The 22,752-nt window shown below is 48.4% G+C and carries 21 protein-coding genes; 17 read left to right on the top strand and 4 right to left on the bottom strand.

The genetic code is table 11. From position 1 onward, the window contains the following. The first annotated feature begins 239 nt into the window (after positions 1–239). The 5 genes from glpX to GUA98_RS06025 all read left to right on the top strand — a co-directional run bounded on the left by glpX (position 240) and on the right by GUA98_RS06025 (position 5,885). The gene (gene glpX, locus GUA98_RS06005) at positions 240–1,316 is read left to right on the top strand and encodes a class II fructose-bisphosphatase (RefSeq protein ID WP_153978531.1); all 1,077 of its coding nucleotides are present in this window, start codon (positions 240–242) and stop codon (positions 1,314–1,316) included. A 258-nt stretch (positions 1,317–1,574) separates the two neighbouring features. Then, positions 1,575–2,621: a LacI family DNA-binding transcriptional regulator gene (locus tag GUA98_RS06010; RefSeq protein WP_153978532.1), complete on the top strand. Its 1,047-nt coding sequence runs from the start codon at positions 1,575–1,577 to the stop codon at positions 2,619–2,621. 39 nt (positions 2,622–2,660) lie between these two features. After that, complete coding sequence (locus tag GUA98_RS06015) at positions 2,661–3,833, top strand: Gfo/Idh/MocA family protein (RefSeq protein WP_127540147.1); 1,173 nt, start codon at positions 2,661–2,663, stop codon at positions 3,831–3,833. Positions 3,834–3,953: 120 nt separating this feature from the next. Then, positions 3,954–4,679: a ThuA domain-containing protein gene (locus tag GUA98_RS06020; RefSeq protein ID WP_153978534.1), complete on the top strand. Its 726-nt coding sequence runs from the start codon at positions 3,954–3,956 to the stop codon at positions 4,677–4,679. 99 nt (positions 4,680–4,778) lie between these two features. Continuing rightward, positions 4,779–5,885, top strand: a complete 1,107-nt coding sequence (locus tag GUA98_RS06025; RefSeq protein ID WP_193722380.1) for a Gfo/Idh/MocA family protein — start codon at positions 4,779–4,781, stop codon at positions 5,883–5,885. Between the two features lie 105 nt (positions 5,886–5,990). On the opposite strand, the gene GUA98_RS06030 is transcribed toward GUA98_RS06025, so the two are convergent. Beyond that, the gene (locus GUA98_RS06030; protein ID WP_193722381.1) at positions 5,991–6,812 is read right to left on the bottom strand and encodes an SPL family radical SAM protein; all 822 of its coding nucleotides are present in this window, start codon (positions 6,810–6,812) and stop codon (positions 5,991–5,993) included. Then, entirely contained in the window at positions 6,809–7,393 is a 585-nt protein-coding gene (locus GUA98_RS06035; RefSeq protein WP_193722382.1) for a bifunctional transcriptional activator/DNA repair enzyme AdaA, read from the bottom strand. The genes GUA98_RS06030 and GUA98_RS06035 overlap by 4 nt, the downstream gene beginning before the upstream one ends. 180 nt (positions 7,394–7,573) lie before the next feature. Here GUA98_RS06035 and GUA98_RS06040 point away from each other — a divergent pair, with 180 nt between their 5' ends. From GUA98_RS06040 to GUA98_RS06050, 3 genes are all read left to right on the top strand, one after another. Beyond that, positions 7,574–8,554 (top strand): Gfo/Idh/MocA family protein, encoded by a 981-nt coding sequence (locus GUA98_RS06040; protein WP_193722383.1) that lies wholly within the window; start codon positions 7,574–7,576, stop codon positions 8,552–8,554. Between the two features lie 30 nt (positions 8,555–8,584). Next, positions 8,585–9,307, top strand: a complete 723-nt coding sequence (locus GUA98_RS06045; RefSeq protein ID WP_193722384.1) for an SAM-dependent methyltransferase — start codon at positions 8,585–8,587, stop codon at positions 9,305–9,307. Between the two features lie 130 nt (positions 9,308–9,437). Next, positions 9,438–10,331: an NAD-dependent epimerase/dehydratase family protein gene (locus GUA98_RS06050; protein ID WP_153978540.1), complete on the top strand. Its 894-nt coding sequence runs from the start codon at positions 9,438–9,440 to the stop codon at positions 10,329–10,331. A gap of 120 nt (positions 10,332–10,451) precedes the next feature. Here the strand turns inward: GUA98_RS06050 and GUA98_RS06055 are convergent, their stop codons facing one another. Continuing rightward, complete coding sequence (locus tag GUA98_RS06055) at positions 10,452–11,468, bottom strand: LacI family DNA-binding transcriptional regulator (RefSeq protein WP_193722385.1); 1,017 nt, start codon at positions 11,466–11,468, stop codon at positions 10,452–10,454. Between the two features lie 405 nt (positions 11,469–11,873). On the opposite strand from GUA98_RS06055, the gene GUA98_RS06060 reads away from it, so the two are divergent. The 4 genes from GUA98_RS06060 to GUA98_RS06075 all read left to right on the top strand — a co-directional run bounded on the left by GUA98_RS06060 (position 11,874) and on the right by GUA98_RS06075 (position 16,451). Continuing rightward, entirely contained in the window at positions 11,874–13,664 is a 1,791-nt protein-coding gene (locus GUA98_RS06060; protein WP_193722386.1) for an L-fucose isomerase, read from the top strand. Positions 13,665–13,734: 70 nt separating this feature from the next. Continuing rightward, on the top strand, positions 13,735–15,234 hold the full coding sequence (locus GUA98_RS06065; protein ID WP_193722387.1) for a rhamnulokinase: 1,500 nt from the start codon (positions 13,735–13,737) through the stop codon (positions 15,232–15,234). 27 nt (positions 15,235–15,261) lie between these two features. Further along, positions 15,262–15,924, top strand: coding sequence for a class II aldolase/adducin family protein (locus tag GUA98_RS06070; protein ID WP_193722388.1), 663 nt, complete (start codon positions 15,262–15,264; stop codon positions 15,922–15,924). Positions 15,925–16,100: 176 nt separating this feature from the next. Beyond that, positions 16,101–16,451: a hypothetical protein gene (locus GUA98_RS06075; protein ID WP_193722389.1), complete on the top strand. Its 351-nt coding sequence runs from the start codon at positions 16,101–16,103 to the stop codon at positions 16,449–16,451. A gap of 91 nt (positions 16,452–16,542) precedes the next feature. Here the strand turns inward: GUA98_RS06075 and GUA98_RS06080 are convergent, their stop codons facing one another. Beyond that, entirely contained in the window at positions 16,543–17,169 is a 627-nt protein-coding gene (locus GUA98_RS06080; protein ID WP_110822113.1) for an FMN-dependent NADH-azoreductase, read from the bottom strand. Between the two features lie 278 nt (positions 17,170–17,447). Between GUA98_RS06080 and GUA98_RS06085 the strand changes: the two genes are divergently transcribed. The 5 genes from GUA98_RS06085 to deoD all read left to right on the top strand — a co-directional run bounded on the left by GUA98_RS06085 (position 17,448) and on the right by deoD (position 22,682). Next, positions 17,448–18,386: a sugar-binding transcriptional regulator gene (locus tag GUA98_RS06085; protein ID WP_193722849.1), complete on the top strand. Its 939-nt coding sequence runs from the start codon at positions 17,448–17,450 to the stop codon at positions 18,384–18,386. A 213-nt stretch (positions 18,387–18,599) separates the two neighbouring features. Beyond that, a complete protein-coding gene (deoC, locus tag GUA98_RS06090; protein WP_127540228.1) occupies positions 18,600–19,250 on the top strand; it encodes a deoxyribose-phosphate aldolase in 651 nt (216 codons plus the stop codon). Positions 19,251–19,436: 186 nt separating this feature from the next. Further along, on the top strand, positions 19,437–20,627 hold the full coding sequence (locus GUA98_RS06095; protein ID WP_193722390.1) for a NupC/NupG family nucleoside CNT transporter: 1,191 nt from the start codon (positions 19,437–19,439) through the stop codon (positions 20,625–20,627). Positions 20,628–20,656: 29 nt separating this feature from the next. Continuing rightward, complete coding sequence (gene deoB / locus GUA98_RS06100) at positions 20,657–21,835, top strand: phosphopentomutase (RefSeq protein ID WP_095287075.1); 1,179 nt, start codon at positions 20,657–20,659, stop codon at positions 21,833–21,835. A gap of 139 nt (positions 21,836–21,974) precedes the next feature. Continuing rightward, the gene (gene deoD, locus GUA98_RS06105) at positions 21,975–22,682 is read left to right on the top strand and encodes a purine-nucleoside phosphorylase (RefSeq protein WP_153978548.1); all 708 of its coding nucleotides are present in this window, start codon (positions 21,975–21,977) and stop codon (positions 22,680–22,682) included. Positions 22,683–22,752 lie beyond the last annotated feature (70 nt).

Here is a 22,752-nt window from a genome sequence, read left to right on the forward strand (position 1 = left end):
TCTTAATAGCAAAAAGGCATGCTGCACGAAATCAAAGTTGGAATCCCCTGCAGGTTATCTTTCATAAAACCAACTCAATAACGATAGAAAATGATAAGAATTAGCTCCTTTATAGTGAAGCAGGTTAATTCCAAAAAAATGATTTTCCGCCGATTATAGATCATTTTCATATGGATTTGCGATGGATTTGGGAGTGCTTTCCATGTATGCTGTTGAAAACTGGAAAGGAAGTGGGAAAAATGGAACGCGAACTGGCGTTGGAAATTGTCCGAGTAACAGAATTGGCTGCGTTAGCTTCAGCCCCCTGGATGGGACGAGGTGACAAGAACAGTGCAGATGAAGCGGCTACTTTGGCCATGCGCGCCATGTTCGATTCCGTGTCCATTCGCGGCACGGTGGTAATCGGTGAAGGAGAAATGGACGAAGCACCCATGTTGTACATCGGCGAGGAAGTGGGTAACGCTGAAGGACCTGAAGTTGACGTTGCTGTAGATCCTCTTGAAGGTACAGAAATTGTGGCCAAGGGACTGAACAACGCTTTATCGGTTATTGCAGTGGCGGGAAAAGGAAACCTGCTCCATGCACCGGATATGTATATGGAGAAACTGGCTGTAGGTCCAGCACTGGTCGGCAAGGTCAGCATCGAAGACCCGGTTGAGGTTACGCTAGAGAAAGCAGCTGCCGCACTGAACAAAAACATTTCGGATCTGACTGTCATGATCCTGGACCGTACACGGCATGAGAGCACGATTAAAACGCTGCGCAAGGTTGGCGTACGAATCAAGTTCCTCAGTGACGGCGACGTAGCGGGTGCCATGGCGCCTGCATTCCCCGAGGCAGGCATTGACTTATACGTCGGTTCTGGCGGAGCTCCTGAAGGCGTGCTGGCTGCAGCTGCACTCTCTTGCCTGGGAGGCGAAATACAAGGCCGCTTAATGCCGGCCAATGCAGACGAGTTCCAGCGATGCCTGCAGATGGGCATTGATAATCCTTACAAAGTCTTAACGATGCAGGACATGATCGGTACCGAAGATGTTATTTTCGCTGCAACGGGTGTAACGCCAGGAGAGATATTGGGCGGTGTGCGTTATCTTGCAGATGACCGTGCTGAGACAGATTCCATTGTTATGCGTGCCAAAACCAAAACGATCCGTTACATTCGCTCCGTACATTTCCTGCCCAACAAGGAAGTGCTGCACAAGGTACGGAAACTGCAAGCCACGCCGGAACCCTCAGATCGCATCCAAAGCCCGGCTAAAATAGTAGAACAGGCAGAGTTCAGCCAATCTTCAGTTAATCATAGTGTGTTGACGTAGACAAAACTGCGCTTTTCAAGGTCTAAAAGTCGCTGCCAAACCATAGGTTATCTATTAGAATTATCCATCATTCTTAGGACAAGATTTAGACTCATAGATCAATCAAACAGGAAGGGAATCTGCTTATGAAGATCCTCTTCCTGTTTTATGTTAAAAGCATTGACAACGGTTACAACACATGAGAAAATGTACGCGCGTACATAAAAATCATCTTCTACAAATAGTATCGTATTTAAAGGACGTAAGGGGGTGAATTTCATGGCATCCCGCAAAGAGGTCGCTGACTTGGCAGGAGTCTCCGAAGCTACGGTCTCTCGGGTTCTTAACGGGGTTGGTCCGATCAAAGAGGAGACAAGGCGCAAAGTATTGGAAGCTTCCCAGAAGCTGGGGTATGTGCCAAGTGCCCTTGCACGCAGCTTCGCCAGAAGCAAAAGCGGCCACCTCGGGGTTGTTTTGCCTTATGTTCCGAAGGCGCATTTGTTTTCTGCTTATTTCTTCTCCGAAATGCTGAGTGGTATTGGTAATAAGGCCAGAGAGAGCGGAATGGATCTGCTGGTCATGTTCAGATCACCAGGTGAAGTAATGAATTATGCCGACCTGTTCCGACGTCAAAAAGTGGACGCCTGCATTATTCTTGGGGCCAGAGACGACCTTGGGGAACTGGCAGCGATGCAGCAGCTGCAAGAGGAAGGTCACCCTTTTTGCGTAATGAATCAACACTTTGCAGGGGAAGCCTTTCTGGAAGTGGATGCGGATCATGTGGAAGGCAGTCGGCTCGCCATTCGTCACCTTACCGATCAGGGTTACCGAAATATTGCATTTCTCAACGGTCCGGACAGTTATTCCAACAGTCAGGAGCGGCTGCAGGGTGTTCGCGTTGGTTTGCAGGAAGCCGGCATGGAGCTGGATCCCAGCCTGCTGCTTGAAGGGAATTACAGCAGAAGAAGCGGTGTGGAGGCTGCAGCCACGATTGCGGCAAGGCTTGACGAGATCGACGCCGTATTTGCTGCCAATGACCGTATGGCTATTGGTGTGATGCACGGTTTGCGTGAGCGCGGGATCAGGGTGGAGGATTTCCCGGCTTTTGTCGGATATGACGACTCCGATGCTGCCGAGATGGCCGTGCCTCCGCTAACCAGCGTCAGGGTACCTTTTTATGAAATGGGTGAACTGGCCGCATCAAAACTCATACATGGTTCTATGGTTGGAAGCGCTTCAACTAAAGATTCGGATTTTTCATCTGAGTGGCCCAGAGAGTTATTGCCTGCAGAGTTAATCATCAGGGCTTCATCGATTCGTAAGTAGTATAGAACATGATTTTAGATTCCAGAGGAGGAAAAGAACATGTCACAACGTCTACGTGTCGGAATGGTAGGATACAAGTTTATGGGGAAGGCGCATAGCAATGCTTATCGCAGTTTGCCCATGTTTTTCCCGTCAGCACCGCTGCAGCCTGAAATGGCGGTCATCTGCGGCCGGAATGAAAAAGGTGTCCAGGAAGCAGCGAACCAGTTCGGCTGGTCCGAAAGTGTAACTGACTGGCGTGAACTGGTACAGCGCGATGATATTGATCTGATTGATATTAACGCCCCGAGTGATGCACATAAGGAGATTGCACTGGAAGCGGCCCGTCAGGGTAAACATTTGTTCTGTGAGAAACCGCTGGCCTTGTCACTTGCCGATTCAAGAGAGATGCTTCAAGCTGCAGAAGATGCTGGTGTTGCCCACATGGTTGGATTCAACTATCGCTTCTCTCCGGCAGTACAGCTTGCCAAGGAATTGGTTCAGAGCGGTCGCCTGGGTAAGATCTATCACTTCCGCGCGTTTTTCCTGCAGGACTGGATCATGGATCCATCCTTCCCGCTTGTCTGGCGCTTGCAAAAGGAAGTGGCTGGCTCGGGATCTCACGGCGATCTGGGTGCACACTTAATTGATCTCGCACGCTTCCTTGTTGGTGAGTTCCAAGAAGTGATCGGAATGAGTGAGACGTTCATTAAGGAACGGCCGCTTGCTTCCGAAATGACTGGACTAAGTGCCAAAGGCAGCTCGAATGCGGACGCACCGAAAGGCGAAGTGACAGTAGATGATGCGACATTGTTCCTGGCCAGATTTGCAGGCGGCGCGCTCGGCAGCTTCGAGGCTACACGCTTTGCAGCAGGTCACCGCAGTACAAATTCATTCGAGATTAACGGCAGCCTGGGCAGTGTCCGGTTTGACTTTGAACGAATGAATGAACTGGAAGTGTATTTTACGAAGGATGAAGAGGACGTTCAGGGATTCCGGCGTGTTCTGGCTACAGATCCGGCACATAAGTATGCCGAGGCATGGTGGCCAGCAGGACATACCATCGGATTCGAGCATACGTTTACACACGAGATGCTGGAGCTGGTTACAGCCATCTCTGAAGGTCGTCAGCCTTCACCAAGTTTCCATGATGGTGTTGCCTGCCAGGCTGTGCTCGAAGCCGTAGAACGTTCTGTAACAGAACGGCGCTGGGTTTCCCTTGATGAGATGTAAGCAGCGTTTAGCTGTTTATACATGCTGGAGAATTTGAAATGAAGAGAAGTCAATCGATCAGCGCGATAGCGATACACAGGTTGGCTCTACGAAAATTATCCGAAAGCGAGTGATAAAGCGATGAGTAAGGCACTTATTGTATGGGGCGGCTGGGATGGACATGAACCGGAGCAGGTAGCAGCGATTTTTGAGCGCATTTTGAAGGAAGAACAGTTTGAGGTCGAGGTTTCGAACACATTGGAAGCCTACGCAGATGCGGACAAACTGCTGGGACTCGATCTGATCGTCCCTCTGTGGACGATGGGACAGATTGAGCAGGAACTGGTCAACAATGTATCGGCTGCCGTTCAGAGCGGCGTTGGGCTCGCAGGTATTCACGGCGGGATGTGCGATGCGTTCCGTAACAATGTCGATTGGCAGTTTATGACTGGCGGTCAATGGGTTGCACACCCGGGCAATGATGGCGTGGAGTATACGGTTAACATCAAACGTGGGTCAAGTCCGCTGCTGGACCACATTGAAGATTTTCAGGTGAAAAGCGAGCAATACTACCTGCACGTTGACCCTGCGGTGGAAGTACTGGCAACAACTCGTTTCCCGGTCGTGGAAGGTCCCCATTCAGCGAATGGGCCAGTGGATATGCCGGTTGTATGGACGAAGCGTTGGGGTGCTGGCCGTGTGTACTACAACTCGCTTGGTCATCATGCGGATATTGTAGAGATGCAGCAAGTCACCGAAATGATGCGCAGCGGCTTCAAATGGGCTGCAGCAGGCAAAGCGGCTGCCAATAATACAACAGGCAAAAAAGCTGAAGTGTACACAGGCATGGCCGATAACCAAACTTAATTTCTGTTACTTTTTGTGATAAACCAAGGAACATACGTAAGTGAGCAAATTTTGACCAGTATTCCACAATTCCGATCCGCTTGAAGGGAGCCCACCTGCATGAAAACAATGAAAGTAGGCATTATTGGCTGTGGTAAAATCAGCAGTATTTATATGGAAAACTGTCACCGCTTCGAAATTCTAGATCTGGTTGCCGTAGCGGATATTGACCGCAAGAGGGCTGAAGAGCAGGCAGCAGCCTATAACGTTCCGAATGTATACACGGTTGATGAGATGTTGGCCAATCCGGAGATTGAACTGATCATCAATTTAACGATTCCTGCTGTACACGCAGATGTATGTTTACGCTCTCTTGAAGCGGGAAAACATGTCTACGTCGAAAAACCACTCGCCGTTACACGCGAGGAAGGGCAGGCTGTTCTGGAAACAGCCAAGCGCAAAGGATTGCTGGTCGGCTGCGCGCCTGAAACTTTCTTCGGATCAGGCATTCAGACCTCACTCAAGCTGGTTGAAGATGGCGTTATCGGCAAACCTGTAGCTGCTACGGCGTTCATGATGAGCCGTGGACATGAACACTGGCATCCCGATCCGGAATTCTACTACGCTTCAGGCGGCGGACCGATGTTCGATATGGGTCCTTACTATCTGACAGCATTAGTGCAGCTGCTGGGTCCGATCAGCTCCATTGCTGGCATGACAGGAAAAGCGATGGAAGAGCGGACAATCACAAGTGAGAAAAAGAGAGGGCAAACCATCCCCGTTGATATTCCAACGCATGTGGCAGGACTATTGCAGTTCGAGCAGGGTGCCATTGCCACGCTGATTACAAGCTTTGATGTTTTTGGGGGAAGCGCACTGCCACCGATTGAGATCTATGGCACGCACGGCACGCTGCAGGTGCCCGATCCTAACACATTTGGCGGACCTGTACGTTACCGTTTGCTGGGTGAACACGAGTGGACGGAGGTTCCTCTTCTTCCGGGCTATCAGGAAAACACACGCGGGATTGGTGTAGCTGATATGGCGTATGCTGCTAACAGCGGCCGCGCTCACCGAGCGAGCGGAGAGCTTGCCTACCATGTGCTTGAAGCAATGTGGGCATTCCATGACTCTTCCGATGAGCAGACTTTCTATAAAATGAGAAGCACTTGTCAGCGTCCTGCTGCTCTGCCAGAAGGTTTGGCTCTGTATAGTCTTGATCAATAATTTTGGATACGCAGCATGAATACAAATCAAACAGCCCTGTCTTCCGCTCAAGGAAGCAGGGCTTTTCGTTCGTTTAATCTTACAAATTGATCGTACAAACCACATTTAAGGCTCAAATCCCGCCTGACTGATCCAGATCTCATGTTCTGCAAAATGCTTTCTCATCCGTTCCTCAACGATCTGATAGGCCTCAGGTTGATACCAGTCTTCCACGCCTAACTCCTGATAGAGCGACTCCATGCCCAATCTGCGCGTGCGTTTCCCCTGACTGCCATCGCCCATGAAGTAATCATCGATACATACACGTTGAACCAGAGGCCGAAGGAGGGAAGGAAAGTTATCGCTGCTCGGAAGCACAGGGGCAATCGCAACCTGGGTAGCTATACCTGCATCCCTTAGTTTTTCCAATGCATGTAATCTACCGGGAATGGGTGGTGCAGCCGGACTAAAATGCTTGCGAATATCATCCCGATCCGTCTCTATCGTCATGCTGACACGCACCCGGTCACCCAATTGCTGGAGCAGGTCCATATCCCGTGTGACGAGAGGACTGCGGGTTTGAACCAGAAGGAAATCCGGAGGATGCTGTATCATCACTTCGAGCAGTGAACGTGTAATTTGCTCCTTATATTCGACAGGCTGATATGGATCGGTACTGGATGACATAAAGATTGTGACTTTACCATTGGAGCGAGCACGTTTCAACTCTTTGGCAAGTACGCTGGCAGCTTCCTGCTTCACATCAACCCAGCTTCCCCAATCCTGCTTGCGGAACAAAGAAACGGGCATTTGCCTGACGTAACAGTAAGAGCATGCAAAAGAACAGCCTGTATAGGGATTTAGCGTGTGGGTATATCCGTTAAGGAAACCGGTCCCTTTGTTCATCAGGGTCTTTGATGTTTTATATAAAAATTGGGTCTTATTCATTGCTGCTGCTCCTGTTCCCGGTAATGAGCTGGTGTTTGCCCTGTAAGTTTGCGAAACACGGCACTGAAATAGGCCGGATTAGTTATGCCTACTTGGCGACCGATATCTGAAATTGAGAGTGTAGTGCTGACAAGCAGTTTCTTCGCTTCGGTCATCCGTGCGTCCTGTATATATTGTACCGGAGTTATGCCCGTAATCCGCTTGAACACACGATGCAGATGATACGGGCTACCATGGCTAATCTGTGCAAGAATATCCAGCGTAAGAGATTCTGAATAATGATGGTTAATATAATTTGTTACGACGGAAACCCATTCCTGATCAGGAACACGCTGTCCTGTAGGTTTGCAGCGTTTGCATGGTCTGAAGCCTTGTGCCAGTGCATCTTCAGGGTGATGGAAACCGAGTACATTTTCGTATTTCGGATCTTTGGATTTGCATGAAGGTCGGCAAAAAATACCTGTCGTCCTGACACCGTAATAAAATTTCCCGTCATAGGAGGCATCATTGCTGATAATGGCTGTCCATTGCGTTTCGTCTATTGAAAAAGAAGGGAGCTCTTGTTTATCCCGAAGCTTCATAGGGATCACCTCACGACACATTATACCCTTCTACGAGAGATGTTCAACAGATTCTCGCATGAAAAAGCAAGATCTCATTGGCAAGCAGACGACGATCCTTTCCGTTCAAGGGAATGAAATATGCTACAATGAGCAGGATGATGTACATGCGAAATTCATTCACGAAAGAGGTAGGTAATAATGGTTCGTTTCGGAGTTGTAGGTACCAACTGGATTACAGAACGGCTTCTTGAAGCTGCAGCACATGTGAAGGGATTTGAATTGACAGCTGTCTACTCACGGACAGAGGACAAGGCGAATGCCTTTGCAGATCAACATAACGCCAAGCATCGATTCACTGACCTGGAGGAGATGGCAGCGAGTGACACGATTGATGCGGTCTACATTGCTACACCCAATACATATCATGCTGATCAGACGGCGCTGTTCCTGAGAAACGGCAAGCATGTATTATGCGAGAAGCCACTTGCAGCCAATGCTGCAGAGGTTTCTCATGTGATTAACACAGCTCGCGATAATAACGTTTTGCTAATGGAAGCGATGAAGTCAACGCTGGCTCCCACATTCAAAATGGTCCAGGCTCATCTGCACAAAATTGGACCTGTACGCAAATATATCGCGGGGTACTGTCAGTATTCTTCCCGTTACGACAAGTACAAAGAGGGGGTTGTGCTTAATGCATTCAAGCCTGAACTTGCAAACGGTGCTTTAATGGATCTTGGGGTGTACTGTCTGTACCCGCTGATCACTTTGTTTGGAGCACCAAATCAGGTTCAAGCGCAAGCCATCATGCTGGATTCAGGCGTTGATGGACAGGGCAGTGTACTCCTAGGCTATAAAGGGATGGAAGCCGTGGTGACGTACTCCAAGATCTCCAACTCTCATGTGCCAAGTGAAATTATGGGAGAGCGCGGCAGCATTATCATTGATAAAATCGGTTCCCCCGAACATGCGGAAATACGATACAATGACGGTACGGTTGAACCGTTGACAGCTGAGCAGACCTATCCAGCCATGTATTACGAGGTGGAGGAATTCGTTAACCTGGTTCAGCAGGGGAAACAGGAATCCGAGCTGAACAGCTATGAACGTTCCTATCAAACCATGCAGGTAATGGATCAGATCCGCAAGCAAATTGGTCTGGTTTTCCCGAACGATTAATTGAGCAACAGGAAAGTGAGCTGAGACGAGATGAGTAGAGAAGAGCAGCAAGAGAACAAGAGTTTAGGTCTTGAACTGGAGAAGATTATTTTTATTGGACGAACGTATGAGGAATATATGTCAATGTTCAACCTTACAGCAGAAGATCTCCATGGCAGATCCATTCTGGACTGTCCGGGTGGGGCTTGTTCATTCAGCAGCCATGCCCGTAGGCATGGGGCGGACTCCATGGCAGCAGATATTGCATACGAACACGAAATCGACCAATTGGAACTGAAAGGGCAGCTGGACGTTGAACACACCATTGAGCAATTGGAACAGGTGCGTGACAGATACAAATGGGACTATTTTGGTTCGATAGATGGCCTGAAGCAAGCAAGAATGTGTGCACTTCGTGATTGTACGGCAGATATGAGGAGCTATCCCATGCAGTATTTCTATGCAGAGCTTCCCGTGCTGCCTTTCACTGACGACCAATTTGATATGACGTTATCTGCGCATTTTCTGTTTACGTATGCAGATCGATTGGACTTCACCTTCCATGAGCGAACCCTTCTTGAATTGCTGCGCGTAACAAGACAAGAGCTGCGAATTTTTCCTACAGTCGACTTGTCCGGGAATCGATATGAACATATGGACAAGATCATGTCCTTTCTGAAGAACCTTGGATTCAGTGTTACAGAAGTCAGCACGACGTATGAATTTCAGCAAGGAGCCCATACGATGCTCAAAATTACAAAACCCGAATCCTGAGTCAAGTGATAAGAGGTCTTTCCGTCCTTGAAACACAGGTTAACTGTTGTGTTACGGGGTATATTTGTTGTAATACTGCAAACCTCGCTATAATATATGAAACACCAGAAGAGGGTAGGAGGTCTATCGGATGAAAAAGGTACTCATTCTTGGCGGGACGCGCTTTTTCGGCAAACGCCTGGTCGATCATTTGCTGTGGGAAGGAAAATCGCAAATTACCGTTGCGACGCGCGGCAAAACGAACGTGGACTTCGGGCCAGAGGTGAACCGGATCAAGATGGATCGGGAGGATCCGCAATCTCTAGCTGAAGTGGCACAGATTGACCAGTGGGATGTGGTGTATGATAACATCTGTTACTCACCGGATGCGGCGAAGTCGGCGTGTGACGCTTTTGCGGGACGTACCCAAAGATATGTGCTTACATCAACACTCTCCGTGTATGGTGATCCCCAACCGGGATTTAAGGAAGAGGACTTCGATCCATACACGTATCCATTGAAATACGGGAATCACGAGGACTTTTCGTATGGAGAGGGCAAGCGGCTGGCGGAGGCTGTGTTTTTTCAGGAAGCAAGTTTTCCTGTCGTGGCAATGAGAATTCCAATTGTTCTCGGAATAGATGATTATACGAGAAGACTGCATTTTCATATTGAACATGTGCAAAAAGGAAAGCCAATTGGCATGCCGAATCCGGACGCGGAAATTGGTTTTATCAATTCTACGGAAGCAGCCAGATTTCTTGCCTGGTTGGGGCATTCGTCGATTACAGGACCTGTAAACGCCGCTTCGAAAGGATCCATTTCGCTGTCTGCCATGATGGACCTGATTGAGACGGTGACAGGCATGCAGTCCCAAGTATTACGCGAAACCGTTCAGGAGGATATGTCCCCCTTCGGTATCTCGGAATCGTGGACGATGGACACAACCAAGGCAGAGCAGGCCGGATATACCTTTGAAGCACTGATGGACTGGTTTCCGGGTCTCGTACGTGAAGTGGCACTGGCGCTGCAGTCCGAAGGTTAAATTTTTGGTATATAAGCATGAATGGTAAAACAGGACGCAAGGGAGCGAGAAACTCCTTGGCGTCCTGTTTTTTATATTAATTTAAGTCCAGTCATACGGATTCTATCATGATTCCAATGGTTACGATTGCCCTAGTGGCAGGGAAGCTGAAGCACGGATACGCAGTTCGGATGGAAGAATGACCGTTTGCGGATCAGTTGGTGCGGTGCCTTCAATTCTATCGATTAGCATACGCATACCTTTGGCTCCAAAATCATAGGCAGGCTGTGCGGCTACCGTGAGGAAAGGATCAAAAGCGGAAGCCAGATCCAGATCATCAAAACAGACCACCGAGATGTCCTCCGGTACACGCAGCCCTCTTTTACGCAGCAGACGAATGACCCCAATCGCGAGCATATTATTGGCTGCAAAAATAGCCGTTGGCTGATCCTGCTGTGTAAGTAACTGTTCCATTCCAGCCTCATCACTGAAATCACGATAACCTGTCCGAAGGACAAGCTTCGGATCAACCTTAACTCCTGCTTCACGTAACCCCTCAGCATAACCCTCTTCACGTAATCTGGCCGTAGAAACCTCGGAAGAGCCGTTAACGAGCGCAATGCGGCGGTGACCCAGTTCCGTCAGATATCGGATCAGTAGAAGTGCACCTTGCCGGCTGTCCCCCGCGATGACATCGGATGTGATCCCTGGTACCGTGCGATCCAAGATCACAAATGGGATGTTCCTCTCATGTAACTGCTGCAGATGATCAAGGGAACGGTCGCCCGCAGGGGCAAACAGGACTCCGTCTACACGCGTGGAGAGAATCGTCTCCACGTAGTTCTTCTCCTTGTTGTAATCTTCATCACTATTCCCGAACAACAGACGATATCCACGAGCGTTAGCTGCATCCTCCGCGCCGCGTGCGAGTGTCGTATAAAATGGATTGGTGATATCGGTAATCAGCAGAGATAACATCTGTGTTCGCTGAAGTACAAGGCTGCGTGCATTCGAATTGGGGATATACCCGAGTTCATCAATAACCTGCTGTACGCGTTCCCTGGTGGCCGTGCTGATTCGACCTGTTTGATTAATCACTTTGGAGACCGTCATGGCAGAAACATTGGCTTTCTTGGCAATATCATAAATAGTGATCAATAGAATCTAACCTCTCATAACATAGTCTTACCATTCTATAGGATAATGCCGATTGACAGCAATATGGGCGCGTGCTATGTTAGGGTTACCGATAACCCAAAATACAAAACAAACCACTTTTTTCAGTAAACCATTCACAGTAGGCATTCTATTTTTTGCTCTATACATCCGTTCCTGCAGAGAAAGAGGACTGCATCATAGAGATCCATACATAAAATGGACTTTTGTTCAATTTGAATTTGTAAACGCATTCATTTAATGAATTGCTCTCTTGTCCAGGACTGACGCACCAATAGGGTATCGGGATTACATCGTCAAGGTCTGACCGCTTTAACTGCATCCTGAAAGACAACGTGAAATCAATTCGTACCTATCCAGAAACCACTTGAAGGAGGACGTATTAGTATGACACATCAGGATTACCGTTATAAACAGGCTTTTCCCAAGATTGGTATTCGTCCCACCATTGACGGCAGACGCAAGGGAGTACGTGAATCCCTGGAGGAACAAACGATGCGAATGGCAACATCGGTAGCTGAGCTGCTTACCGCAGAACTTCGTTATCCGGACGGCTCCCCGGTCGAATGCCTCGTTGCCGAATCCTGTATTGGCGGTGTGGCCGAAGCAGCTGCGGCGGCAGAGCTGTTCAATCGTTCAAATGTTGGAGTCACCATTACGGTTACTCCATGCTGGTGTTATGGTACGGAAACGATGGATATGTCTCCATCCATACCTACCGCCATCTGGGGGTTTAACGGTACGGAACGGCCTGGCGCAGTCTATCTGGCAGCCGTACTGTCTGCACATGCCCAGAAGGGGATTCCGGCCTTCGGGATCTATGGCGAGGATGTTCAGGATGGCGGGGATACGACCATTCCTGATGACGTCCGGGAGAAATTGCTTCGCTTCAGCCGGGCGGGTCTTGCAGCTGCTACGATGAAAGGGCGGGCATACCTGTCCATTGGCTCGGTATCCATGGGAATTGCCGGATCTATTGTGAACGATTCCTTTTTCCAGGAATATCTCGGCATGAGGAACGAATATGTGGACATGAGCGAGCTGACCCGGAGGATCGAGGAAGAAATCTATGATCCGGAAGAATATAAGTTGGCACTGGCTTGGGTGAAAGAAAATTGCATTGAAGGGCCGGATAACAACCCGACCCATCTGCAAACAGACCGCAAGCGGAAAGAGTATGAATGGGAAACTGTCGTGAAAATGACTCAGATCGTACGTGATCTGATGGCCGGCAATCCCAGATTGGCAGAACTCGGTTTTACAGAAGAATCGATGGGTCATCACGCGATTGTATCCGGCTTCCAGGGTCAGCGGCAGTGGACGGATCATTCGCCTAATGGCGACTTCCTGGAGTCGATCCTGAATTCATCCTTTGACTGGAATGGCAAACGCTCCCCTTACCTGGTCGCCACAGAAAATGACAGCCTGAACGGTGTATCCATGCTGTTCGGCTCACTGCTCACTCATACAGCCCAGATATTTGCAGATGTACGTACGTATTGGAGTCCGGACTCGGTAGCACGGGTAACAGGGCATCAATTGGAGGGAAAAGCGAAAGACGGAATTCTCCACTTGATCAATTCGGGCTCCGCGGCACTCGATGGTACTGGGCAGCAATCCAGAGACGGTAACCCTGCTCTTAAGCCTTTCTGGGAAATTACAGATGAAGAGGTCCAGAACTGCCTGCAATCGACATCGTGGAGACCTGCATCAGTCGAATATTTCAGAGGCGGCGGCTACTCCGCAGACTTCCTGACCAAAGGCGGTATGCCTGTCACGATGACACGTCTCAATCTGGTTAAGGGGCTTGGTCCTGTATTGCAGCTCGCTCAGGGTCACACCGTGGATCTGCCTGATGAAGTGCATAATACGCTGGACCAGCGGACGGATCCGACTTGGCCATCAACATGGTTCGCTCCGATTTTAACAGGAACAGGCGCATTTACCTCCGTTTATGAAGTCATGAACCAATGGGGAGCCAACCACGGCTCGATTTCATACGGTCACATCGGGGCAGATCTCCTAACCCTGGCTTCAATCTTGCGGATTCCAGTGAGTATGCACAATGTTCCGGATTCCGAGATATTCCGTCCACGGGCATGGGGGTTATTCGGAACAAGTGAACCGGAGAGTGCAGATTACCGTGCCTGCAGCGTGTTTGGACCTTTATACCGTTAGACTATCCTGTCAGACGCCATATTCTGCCTAATCCGAATGTGGCGTTCTTCCAAAGGAGGAGGCAAGAGAGATGGGAAATACCCTAAACCATGTGCTTGCTGCTGACTATGGTGCCGGAAGCGGCCGGGTGGTCAGGGGAAGTTTTGACGGTGAGACGCTTGCGTTACAGGAAGTACATCGATTCAGTAATGATCCCGTTCAGCTTGCGGACGGATTGTACTGGGATTTCCTAAGACTGTTCCATGAATTGAAACAGGGCATTGTAAAGGGGACGCAGGGATTAACTCAACCAGTCCGTTCCATTGCCGTGGACACATGGGGTGTTGATTATGGCTTGGTGGATGGGGCAGGAAGATTGTGCGGTAATCCACGTCATTACCGGGAATCGCGTAATGCCGATTGGATGAAAGAGACGCTGCGTATGGTTAATGAAGAAGAGCTGTATAGCATGTCCGGCGTCCTGCCTCAGCAGATTAATACGGTGTTCCAATTGGTTGGAAGCCTACGGGAAAACGCTGAATTACGTCCGGATATACGCATGTTATTCATGCCGGATCTGTTTCACTTTTATCTCTCAGGACAGAAGGCCTGTGAATATACCATTGCCAGCACAAGCGGACTTTTGCATGCCGGAGAGGACCGGTGGAATGAATCCTTGTTTGGCCGCCTCGGTTTACCTGAAACACTTTTCCCACCCATTGTTCGGCCGGGCACTGTGCTGGGACGATTAACAGATGATCTGTGCGCAGAGTTACAGATTGAACCCATGCAAGTCATATCTGTAGGCTCGCATGATACGGCATCAGCACTTGCAGCCATTCCTGCGTCAGATCCGAATTTTGCCTTTATCAGCTGTGGAACCTGGTCATTAATGGGCATGGAACGCGACTCCCCAGTTCTCGATGAACGCAGCCGAGGACTGGGATTCACCAATGAAGGGACGGTCAGTGGCAAGACCAGAATTTTGAAGAATCGGTCAGGTCTCTGGCTTCTGCAGGAGTGCAAGAGGCAGTGGGAACGGGAAAATCATATTTTCAGTCATCAGGAGCTGGTTCACCTCGCAGCATCGGCTCCAGCGCTACAAAGCTTCATCCTGCCGGGGGATACGATCTATTTAACACCGGGTGATATGCCTGAACGAATACGCCAGCAATGCAGTGCCACCAACCAAGTGACTCCGGAAACCATCGGAGCGATTGTACGCTGCATCTTGGAAAGCCTGGCTCTGGAATTCAGGCAGACACTGGATGAACTTGAACTTGTCACGGGGAGCCGGCCGAGCGTCATTCACATGGTAGGCGGAGGTGTTCAGAATCGTTTATTGTGTCAGTTTACAGCGAATGCCACCGGTATTCCTGTGGTAGCAGGGCCAGTGGAGGCAACTGCCGCCGGGAATTGCATGCTGCAATTCATGGCCCATGGCGAAGTAGGCAGTTTATCTGAGGTCCGGGAGATTGCCGCTGCTTCCTTCACTCTGGAAACCTATGAGCCAGAGGATAGCCTGCCATGGCAGGAAGCCTATGAAATCTATCAAAAACTGAATGGACGTTTAGCGAAGGGACTGAAATAAAAAGAAGTTAAGGGAGTGGAGGAACACATGACTGAAGAGCTGGTAAGAGAAGAACTGACCAAATATGCCCGCAGATCGGTAGCGCAGGGTCTCGTGGTTGGACCTGGAGGCAATCTAAGTGCCCGTTCGGAAGGCACGATGCTGCTCTCTCCGAGTGGTTATGCACTTGAGGATATTGAACCGGAGGAGTGGATTGCGGTTGATATTGGGACAGGTGAGACCCGGGCCGGATCAACACGCCCTTCCTCAGAAGTGTTAATGCATCTGTACAGCTATCGCGTAAATCCCGATATTAAAGCGATTGTTCATACGCATCCTGCATATACGATCGCTCTGAGCCTCGTGTACGATGAATTGCCACACCTTTTTCCGGATCAATCAGCACTTGTAGGGGACGTCGGTTTCATTCCATACGTTCTACCTACGACCAAACTGCTGGCCGATGCAGTCGCAGCTAAGGTGGACTCCCATTCGGCCCTCATTCTTGTTAATCATGGACTGGTCACAACGGGGAAAAATTTGCGTGAAGCCTATTATCGAACCCAAGTGGTCGAGGAAAGTGCAAAAGTGTTTATGATTGCCAAGGCAGCTGGAGAACCAAGGGTGCTTACGGCGGAACAATATAAGGAGATCCAATCTCTAGAGAGTGAAGCGTACCGTGTCCAGCTGCTGCAACAGCTCAAGTCATAATACCAAGAGTATCCATATACAGTTTATTGAGTGCCAATATAGAGTGTATTCAAAAGCGTTTCGTCATAATTCGACATAAACCCCAAAAAGCTGAACCTTATTCCGACACCTATTGCAAAACCTGAAAAACCGAGTATAATACTCGGTAAATAGACGAAAAGGGGATGCAATAAACGATGAAAACACATGCTGAATTGAACTCACTTCTTGTTGACGATTATCTGGATCTCCTGAACATAGCGACACAGTTAGGTGACGATGAATGGAAGAACTCCATTCTGCAAGCACTAAAGGAAGAGGTGGACGCTAATCGTCACTTGGATTCTCAAGAAGTACGCCAGGATCTCTGGACCCAGTTTGAAGGGATTAATGAACAGATGCATGATCTCTTAATGCAGCTGAAACATGCCGATTCCGCTGAAGAGAAAGAGCAAATCGTTGAGATGCTCTGGGGATTGAAAGTGGACCGTAATGCCATAACCCGCAAACTTGAAACCATAAGCCGTGCCAGTGCCGGTCAAAAGTAAACTTATATCGTTCTGGTATTATATAAAAGCCCGCTGTGCCCCTTCGTACGAATAAGGGAGCATAGCGGGCTTTACTTTTTTCATTTCATGATTAAAACTGCTTCGCTGCAGTTCGAGCCTGTTCAATTGCATCCTGTTTAATCTGATCCGCCCGTTCTCTGTATTGGTTGTGACCTTCAATGAAGATCCCATCCAGCTTGGGTACACCCAGGAATGACATGATGATGCTCAGGTATCGATGCCCGGATTCCGTTTGAGCCGCAGGACCTTCGGAATAAATACCGCCGCGCGCCTGAATATGCAGTGCTTTTTTATTCGTCAAAAGTCCGATCGGGCCTTGCTCTGTATAGCGGAACGTTTTGCCAGCCACACATATGGAGTCAATGTACGCCTTCATGATCGGAGGAAATGAGAAGTTCCACATCGGAGTAACAAAAACATACTTGTCAGCTGATGCAAACTGATCCGATAGCTCATTCAGACGGCTTACCTTCGATTGCTCTTCCGAAGTGAGTTCACTGCCGGATTGGAGCTTGCCCCAACCACTGAACACATCAGCATCAATATGCGGGATGTTGGAACGATACAGATCGAGATGGACAACCTCATCCGAGGGATTGCTCTCCCGGTATGCATCTATAAAAGCTTGACCAGTGGCCATACTGAAGGAGGTCTCATGATCATGGGGATGGGCAGTAATATACAGTAGGGTTGGCATACAATACTTCCTCTCAGTCATGTATTTGGGTGAATTCATCATTCCTCAAACAATAAAGTGACCGCTGTAGTATGCACCCTAAAATACTTTTTATGCTTGGGTTCTTTTTATGCCTGGATTACACGATTCTTCTCCTATGTCATTAGCTACAGAAGGAATAGTGACCTGGTACTTCATGATGTATAATAAACTGGACTAGCAATGAATTAAAATACGAATCAGTATGGAACAAGAATTGCAAACGATACCATGGATGAGTGAGATGATTGTAAATGGGAATGGATCTGGAGAAACAACGATTAAGCATTGAAGCAGCCAAATTGTATTATCAGTCGGATTACAGCCAGCAGGATATCGCCGTTAGGCTGGGCGTGTCTCGTCCAACCGTATCCCGGTTGCTCCAGTATGCCAAGGACCGAGGATATGTCCGTATTGAAATTATGGACCCGCTGGAGGACATTGATATCATTGCCGGGGAACTCAAAGCTAAATATAATCTGGATACCGCACTCGTCTGCTTTGCACCATTGAAGAGTGATGAGGAGATACAGAGGCATATTAGCAAAAGAGCTGCGGACTATCTGCAGGACACCGTACAGGATGCAGATATTATTGGAGTCACCTGGGGAACAACGATGTACGCGGTGGCCAAACAGCTTCGGACCAAACAGGTGAAAGGTGTTGAAGTCGTTCAGTTAAAGGGAGGCGTAAGTCATTCCCACGTCAACACGTATGCAGCGGAGATCGTGCATTTGTTCGCGGAAGCGTTCCATACCGTTCCGCGGTATTTGCCCCTGCCTGTTATTTTTGACAATATTGAAGTCAAGAAAATGGTGGAAGCTGACCGGCACATCGGACGCATCGTAGAGCTCGGCAGGCAGGCCAACATTGCTATCTTCACTGTTGGAACGGTGAAGGAGGACGCACTCCTGTTCAAGCTGGGTTATTTCAATGAAGAGGAACAGCAATTGCTGATGAATTCGGGTGCAGGTGATATCTGTTCACGTTTCTTTGATGCTGAGGGTCAATTGATTAGTGAAGAGATCAACAGCAGAACCGTAGGGATTGACCTGGCCGAATTACGGAACAAAGAGAAATCGATCCTTGTTGCCGGTGGTCAACGCAAAATCGAAGCCATCCACGCAGCGCTCAAAGGACACTATGCGAACATTCTGGTTACAGACCAGTACACGGCGCAGGCTTTGCTTCGATTCTAAATCTGAGGATGACAACATCTGCCACGGAAGAATGGTGGATGTTTTGCTTTTTTAGGGCAGAAGCTATAAGCGTTGTTTCGCTCATAATAACGGGTGAATGGGATTGAACAAAGGTTCATATTGATTTTTACATATGTTCATGTTAGTGTAAGGCTATAAATAAACAGTTCAGATAAGGGAGAGATTCAATTGACTACAGCTCAATTAGCCAAAATGATCGATCATACCTTGCTTCGTGCGGATGCAACACAAAGCGAAATCAACCAATTGACGGAAGAAGCGAAACAGTACCAGTTTGCTTCCGTATGCGTAAATCCGGGTTGGGTTTCTTATGCTGCAGAGCAGCTTCAAGGTAGCGGCGTAGATATCTGTACGGTAATCGGATTCCCTCTGGGAGCTTCCACTTCCGAGACCAAAGCGTTCGAAACGACTGATGCAATCGCTAAAGGTGCTACAGAAGTAGACATGGTGATCAACATCAGTGCATTGAAAGATGGAAAAGATGACTATGTGGAGCAGGATATTCGCGCTGTTGTTGAAGCTGCAGCGGGTAAAGCATTGGTAAAAGTCATCATTGAAACGTGTCTGCTTACAGACGAAGAAAAAGTACGTGCATGCCAGGCAGCGGTTAGAGCAGGCGCCGATTTTGTCAAAACATCCACAGGTTTCTCTACAGGTGGGGCAACGCCAGAAGATATCGCTCTGATGCGTCGCACAGTTGGACCAGATATGGGTGTAAAAGCATCGGGCGGGGTACGCAGCCTTGAAGACATGCAAAAAATGATTGAAGCAGGAGCAACCCGGATTGGTGCAAGCTCTGGCGTGAAGATCATGCAAGGCGGACAATCTACATCCTCTTACTAAGTAACCAGGTCGTTGATCTGTTCTCCAGAAACCGGTATGTACACCGATGATGGGGAACAGTTCCTCAACCTTTATCAGATGAATGGTTTGTAAGCGCTTCACAAGTTTTCTGAAAGCTCCATTCCACGGTATGGCCTTTGAGCAGAATTCGACATCTGGCTAAACGACCTTCAAAGGAGAGATTATATGAAATTTCTGATTGCCATTCTTGGTTTACTTGTTGTTTTTGGACTGGCTTACATTGCAAGTAACGGCAAGAAGCAAATACGCTACCGGCCGCTGGCCGTCATGATTGTTTTACAGATTATACTCGCTTATGCTTTGCTGAACACTAGTGTAGGTACGTTTTTGATTGGCGGATTCTCCACGATATTTGAAAATTTGCTTGATTACGCAAACGAAGGCATCGCTTTTGTATTCGGAGGTCTTACGACCATAGAAGCAGAAGGCGGTGGGGTACCGTTTTTCCTAAACGTGTTAATGCCGATTGTCGTCATCTCTGCCCTGATTGGTATATTGCAGTATATCCGAATCTTACCTTTTGTTATAAAATATATTGGTCTGGTATTAAGCAAAATCAACGGAATGGGCAAACTGGAATCATATAACGCGGTTGCTTCCGCCATTCTGGGGCAATCTGAAGTGTTCATCTCCGTAAAAAAACAAATCGGTTTGCTGCCGAAGCATCGGCTGTACACACTATGTGCCTCAGCCATGTCCACGGTATCGATGTCCATTGTCGGTGCCTATATGTCCATGATTGATCCGAAGTATGTGGTTACAGCGCTTGTGCTGAACCTGTTTGGCGGTTTTATCATTGCTTCCATCGTGAATCCTTATAGGGTAAGCGAGGAAGAAGATATATTGGAAGTGCAGGAAGAGGAAAAACAATCGTTCTTCGAAATGCTGGGTGAGTACATTCTGGACGGTTTCAAAGTGGCGATCGTTGTTGCAGCAATGCTCATCGGTTTCGTTGCCCTGATTGCGCTCATTAACGGCATATTTAGTGCTGTTCTCGGCATTTCGTTCCAGGAACTGCTTGGTTATGTGTTTGCACCCTTTGCGTTTATTATGGGCGTTCCCTGGAAAGAAGCGATTCAGGCGGGAAGTATCATGGCAACCAAAATGGTATCGAACGAATTCGTCGCCATGCTGGATCTAACCAAACAAACCGCACTGTCTGCCCGTACGACAGGCATCGTGTCGGTCTTCCTCGTATCGTTCGCCAACTTCTCCTCCATCGGTATCATTGCCGGTGCGGTCAAGGGACTTCATGAGAAACAGGGCAATGTGGTGGCCCGCTTCGGTCTGAAGCTGCTTTACGGTGCATCGCTTGTCAGCGTGCTGTCTGCGATCATCGCCGGACTGTTCTTGTAAGCCGGATAATTGGAAGGAGAGCGTAAGTTATGTCAACATTCAAAAGAGTACATCTGATCGTTATGGATTCTGTAGGTATCGGTGAAGCACCGGATGCGGCAGAATTTGATGACTACGATGTGGATACGTTTGGTCACATTGCACGTGAACGTGGAGGTCTGAACATGCCGAATATGGCAAGTCTTGGACTTTCCAACATTAAAGAAATCGAGGGCATTCCTGTCGCGGATGCACCCAAAGCGTATTATACCAAAATGCAGGAAGCGTCCCGAGGCAAAGACACGATGACAGGCCATTGGGAGATCATGGGACTCTATATTGATACTCCGTTCCGTGTATTTGAGAATGGCTTCCCGGATGAGCTGATTCAGCGCATCGAAGAGAAGACAGGCCGTAAAGTCATCGGAAACAAACCAGCAAGCGGTACGGAAATCATTGATGAGCTTGGTGAAGAGCATGTGAAAACCGGAGCACTGATTATCTATACATCCGCCGATTCCGTTCTGCAGATTGCAGCACATGAAGATGTGGTGCCATTGAAAGAGCTCTATGAAATTTGTGAATTTTGCCGGGAGATCACGCTTGATGATCCATACATGCTGGGTCGTATCATTGCTCGTCCGTTCGTGGGGGAAGTGGGTAACTTCAAACGTACAGCGAACCGTCACGATTATGCGCTAAAACCATTCGGCCGTACGGTGATGAATGAGCTTAAAGACGGGGGATTCGATGTTATCGCCCTTGGTAAAATCGCAGACATCTATGATGGGGAAGGTGTGACCAAGTCTGTGCGTACAGTGTCGAACATGGATGGCATGGACAAATTGTCCGAGACGATGGATGAAGAATTCACCGGGCTTAGCTTCCTGAACCTGGTAGACTTCGACGCATTGTTCGGTCATCGCCGTGATCCACAAGGATATGCTCAAGCACTTGAGGATTACGATGCACGTCTGCCTGAGATTTTTGAGAAAATGACCAACGATGATCTGCTGATTATTACGGCTGACCATGGTAACGACCCTACGTATCGTGGTACGGACCATACACGTGAGTATGTGCCACTGCTTGTTTATTCTCCACGCTTTACTGAAGGTAAGCAGCTTGAACTGCGCAGTACATTTGCCGATCTTGGTGCAACGGTAGCCGATAACTTCGGTGTTCAATTGCCGGAGTATGGTACGAGCTTCCTGAAAGATTTAAAATAGATTTCGTCGTTCGTCGTTCAAGCTAAAACCAGATGAATAATGTAATTGTAAACAAAAGCTATGCAGAGCACCGGAGCAGCTTCGGCTGCCCGGGATCTGGCATGACTATATTAATGGATAAACTGGAGGAGATTTAACCATGAGTACACATATTGGAGCCAAACCCGGAGATATCGCAGAAACAATTCTTTTGCCAGGAGATCCATTGCGGGCTAAATATATCGCGGATACGTATTTGGAAGATGTCGTTTGTTATAACGAAGTTCGCGGAATGCTGGGCTTTACCGGTACATATCAAGGAAAACGCATTTCGGTGCAGGGTTCAGGCATGGGGATTCCCTCGTTCGCCATCTATGCCAATGAGTTGATTAGCGAATATGGTGTCAAAAACCTCATTCGCGTGGGAACATGTGGAGGTATGCAGGAGCACGTGCGTGTTCGTGACGTCGTTTTGGCTCAAGCGTCCTGTACAGACTCCAGCATGAACAAGCTTGTGTTTGGCGGGTATGATTTCTCCCCAATCGCAACGTTCTCCTTGCTGAAAGAAGCGTATGACCGCGCGACAGCAAAAGGAATGAAAATCCATGTGGGTAACGTATTCAGTTCCGATTCGTTCTACCGTGACGACCGCTCGGTTACCGAAAAATTGATGCAGCACGGCGTATTGGGCGTGGAAATGGAAACGACAGCACTCTATACAATTGCAGCGAAGTTTGGCGTAAATGCATTGACGATTCTGACAGTAAGCGATCACTTGCTAACTGGCGAAGAAACCTCTGCAGAAGAGCGTCAAAAAACATTCAACGACATGATGGTCGTTGCACTGGAAACAGCAATCACACTTTAAGTTTTACTATTAATCAAGCAATTGATTTGAATTGAAACTTTGTCATTAGCACGTAGTGAAGGAAACGGAT

The sequence above is a fragment of the Paenibacillus sp. P13VS genome (assembly GCF_015143645.1).
Lineage (GTDB): Bacteria > Bacillota > Bacilli > Paenibacillales > Paenibacillaceae > Paenibacillus > Paenibacillus xylanilyticus_A.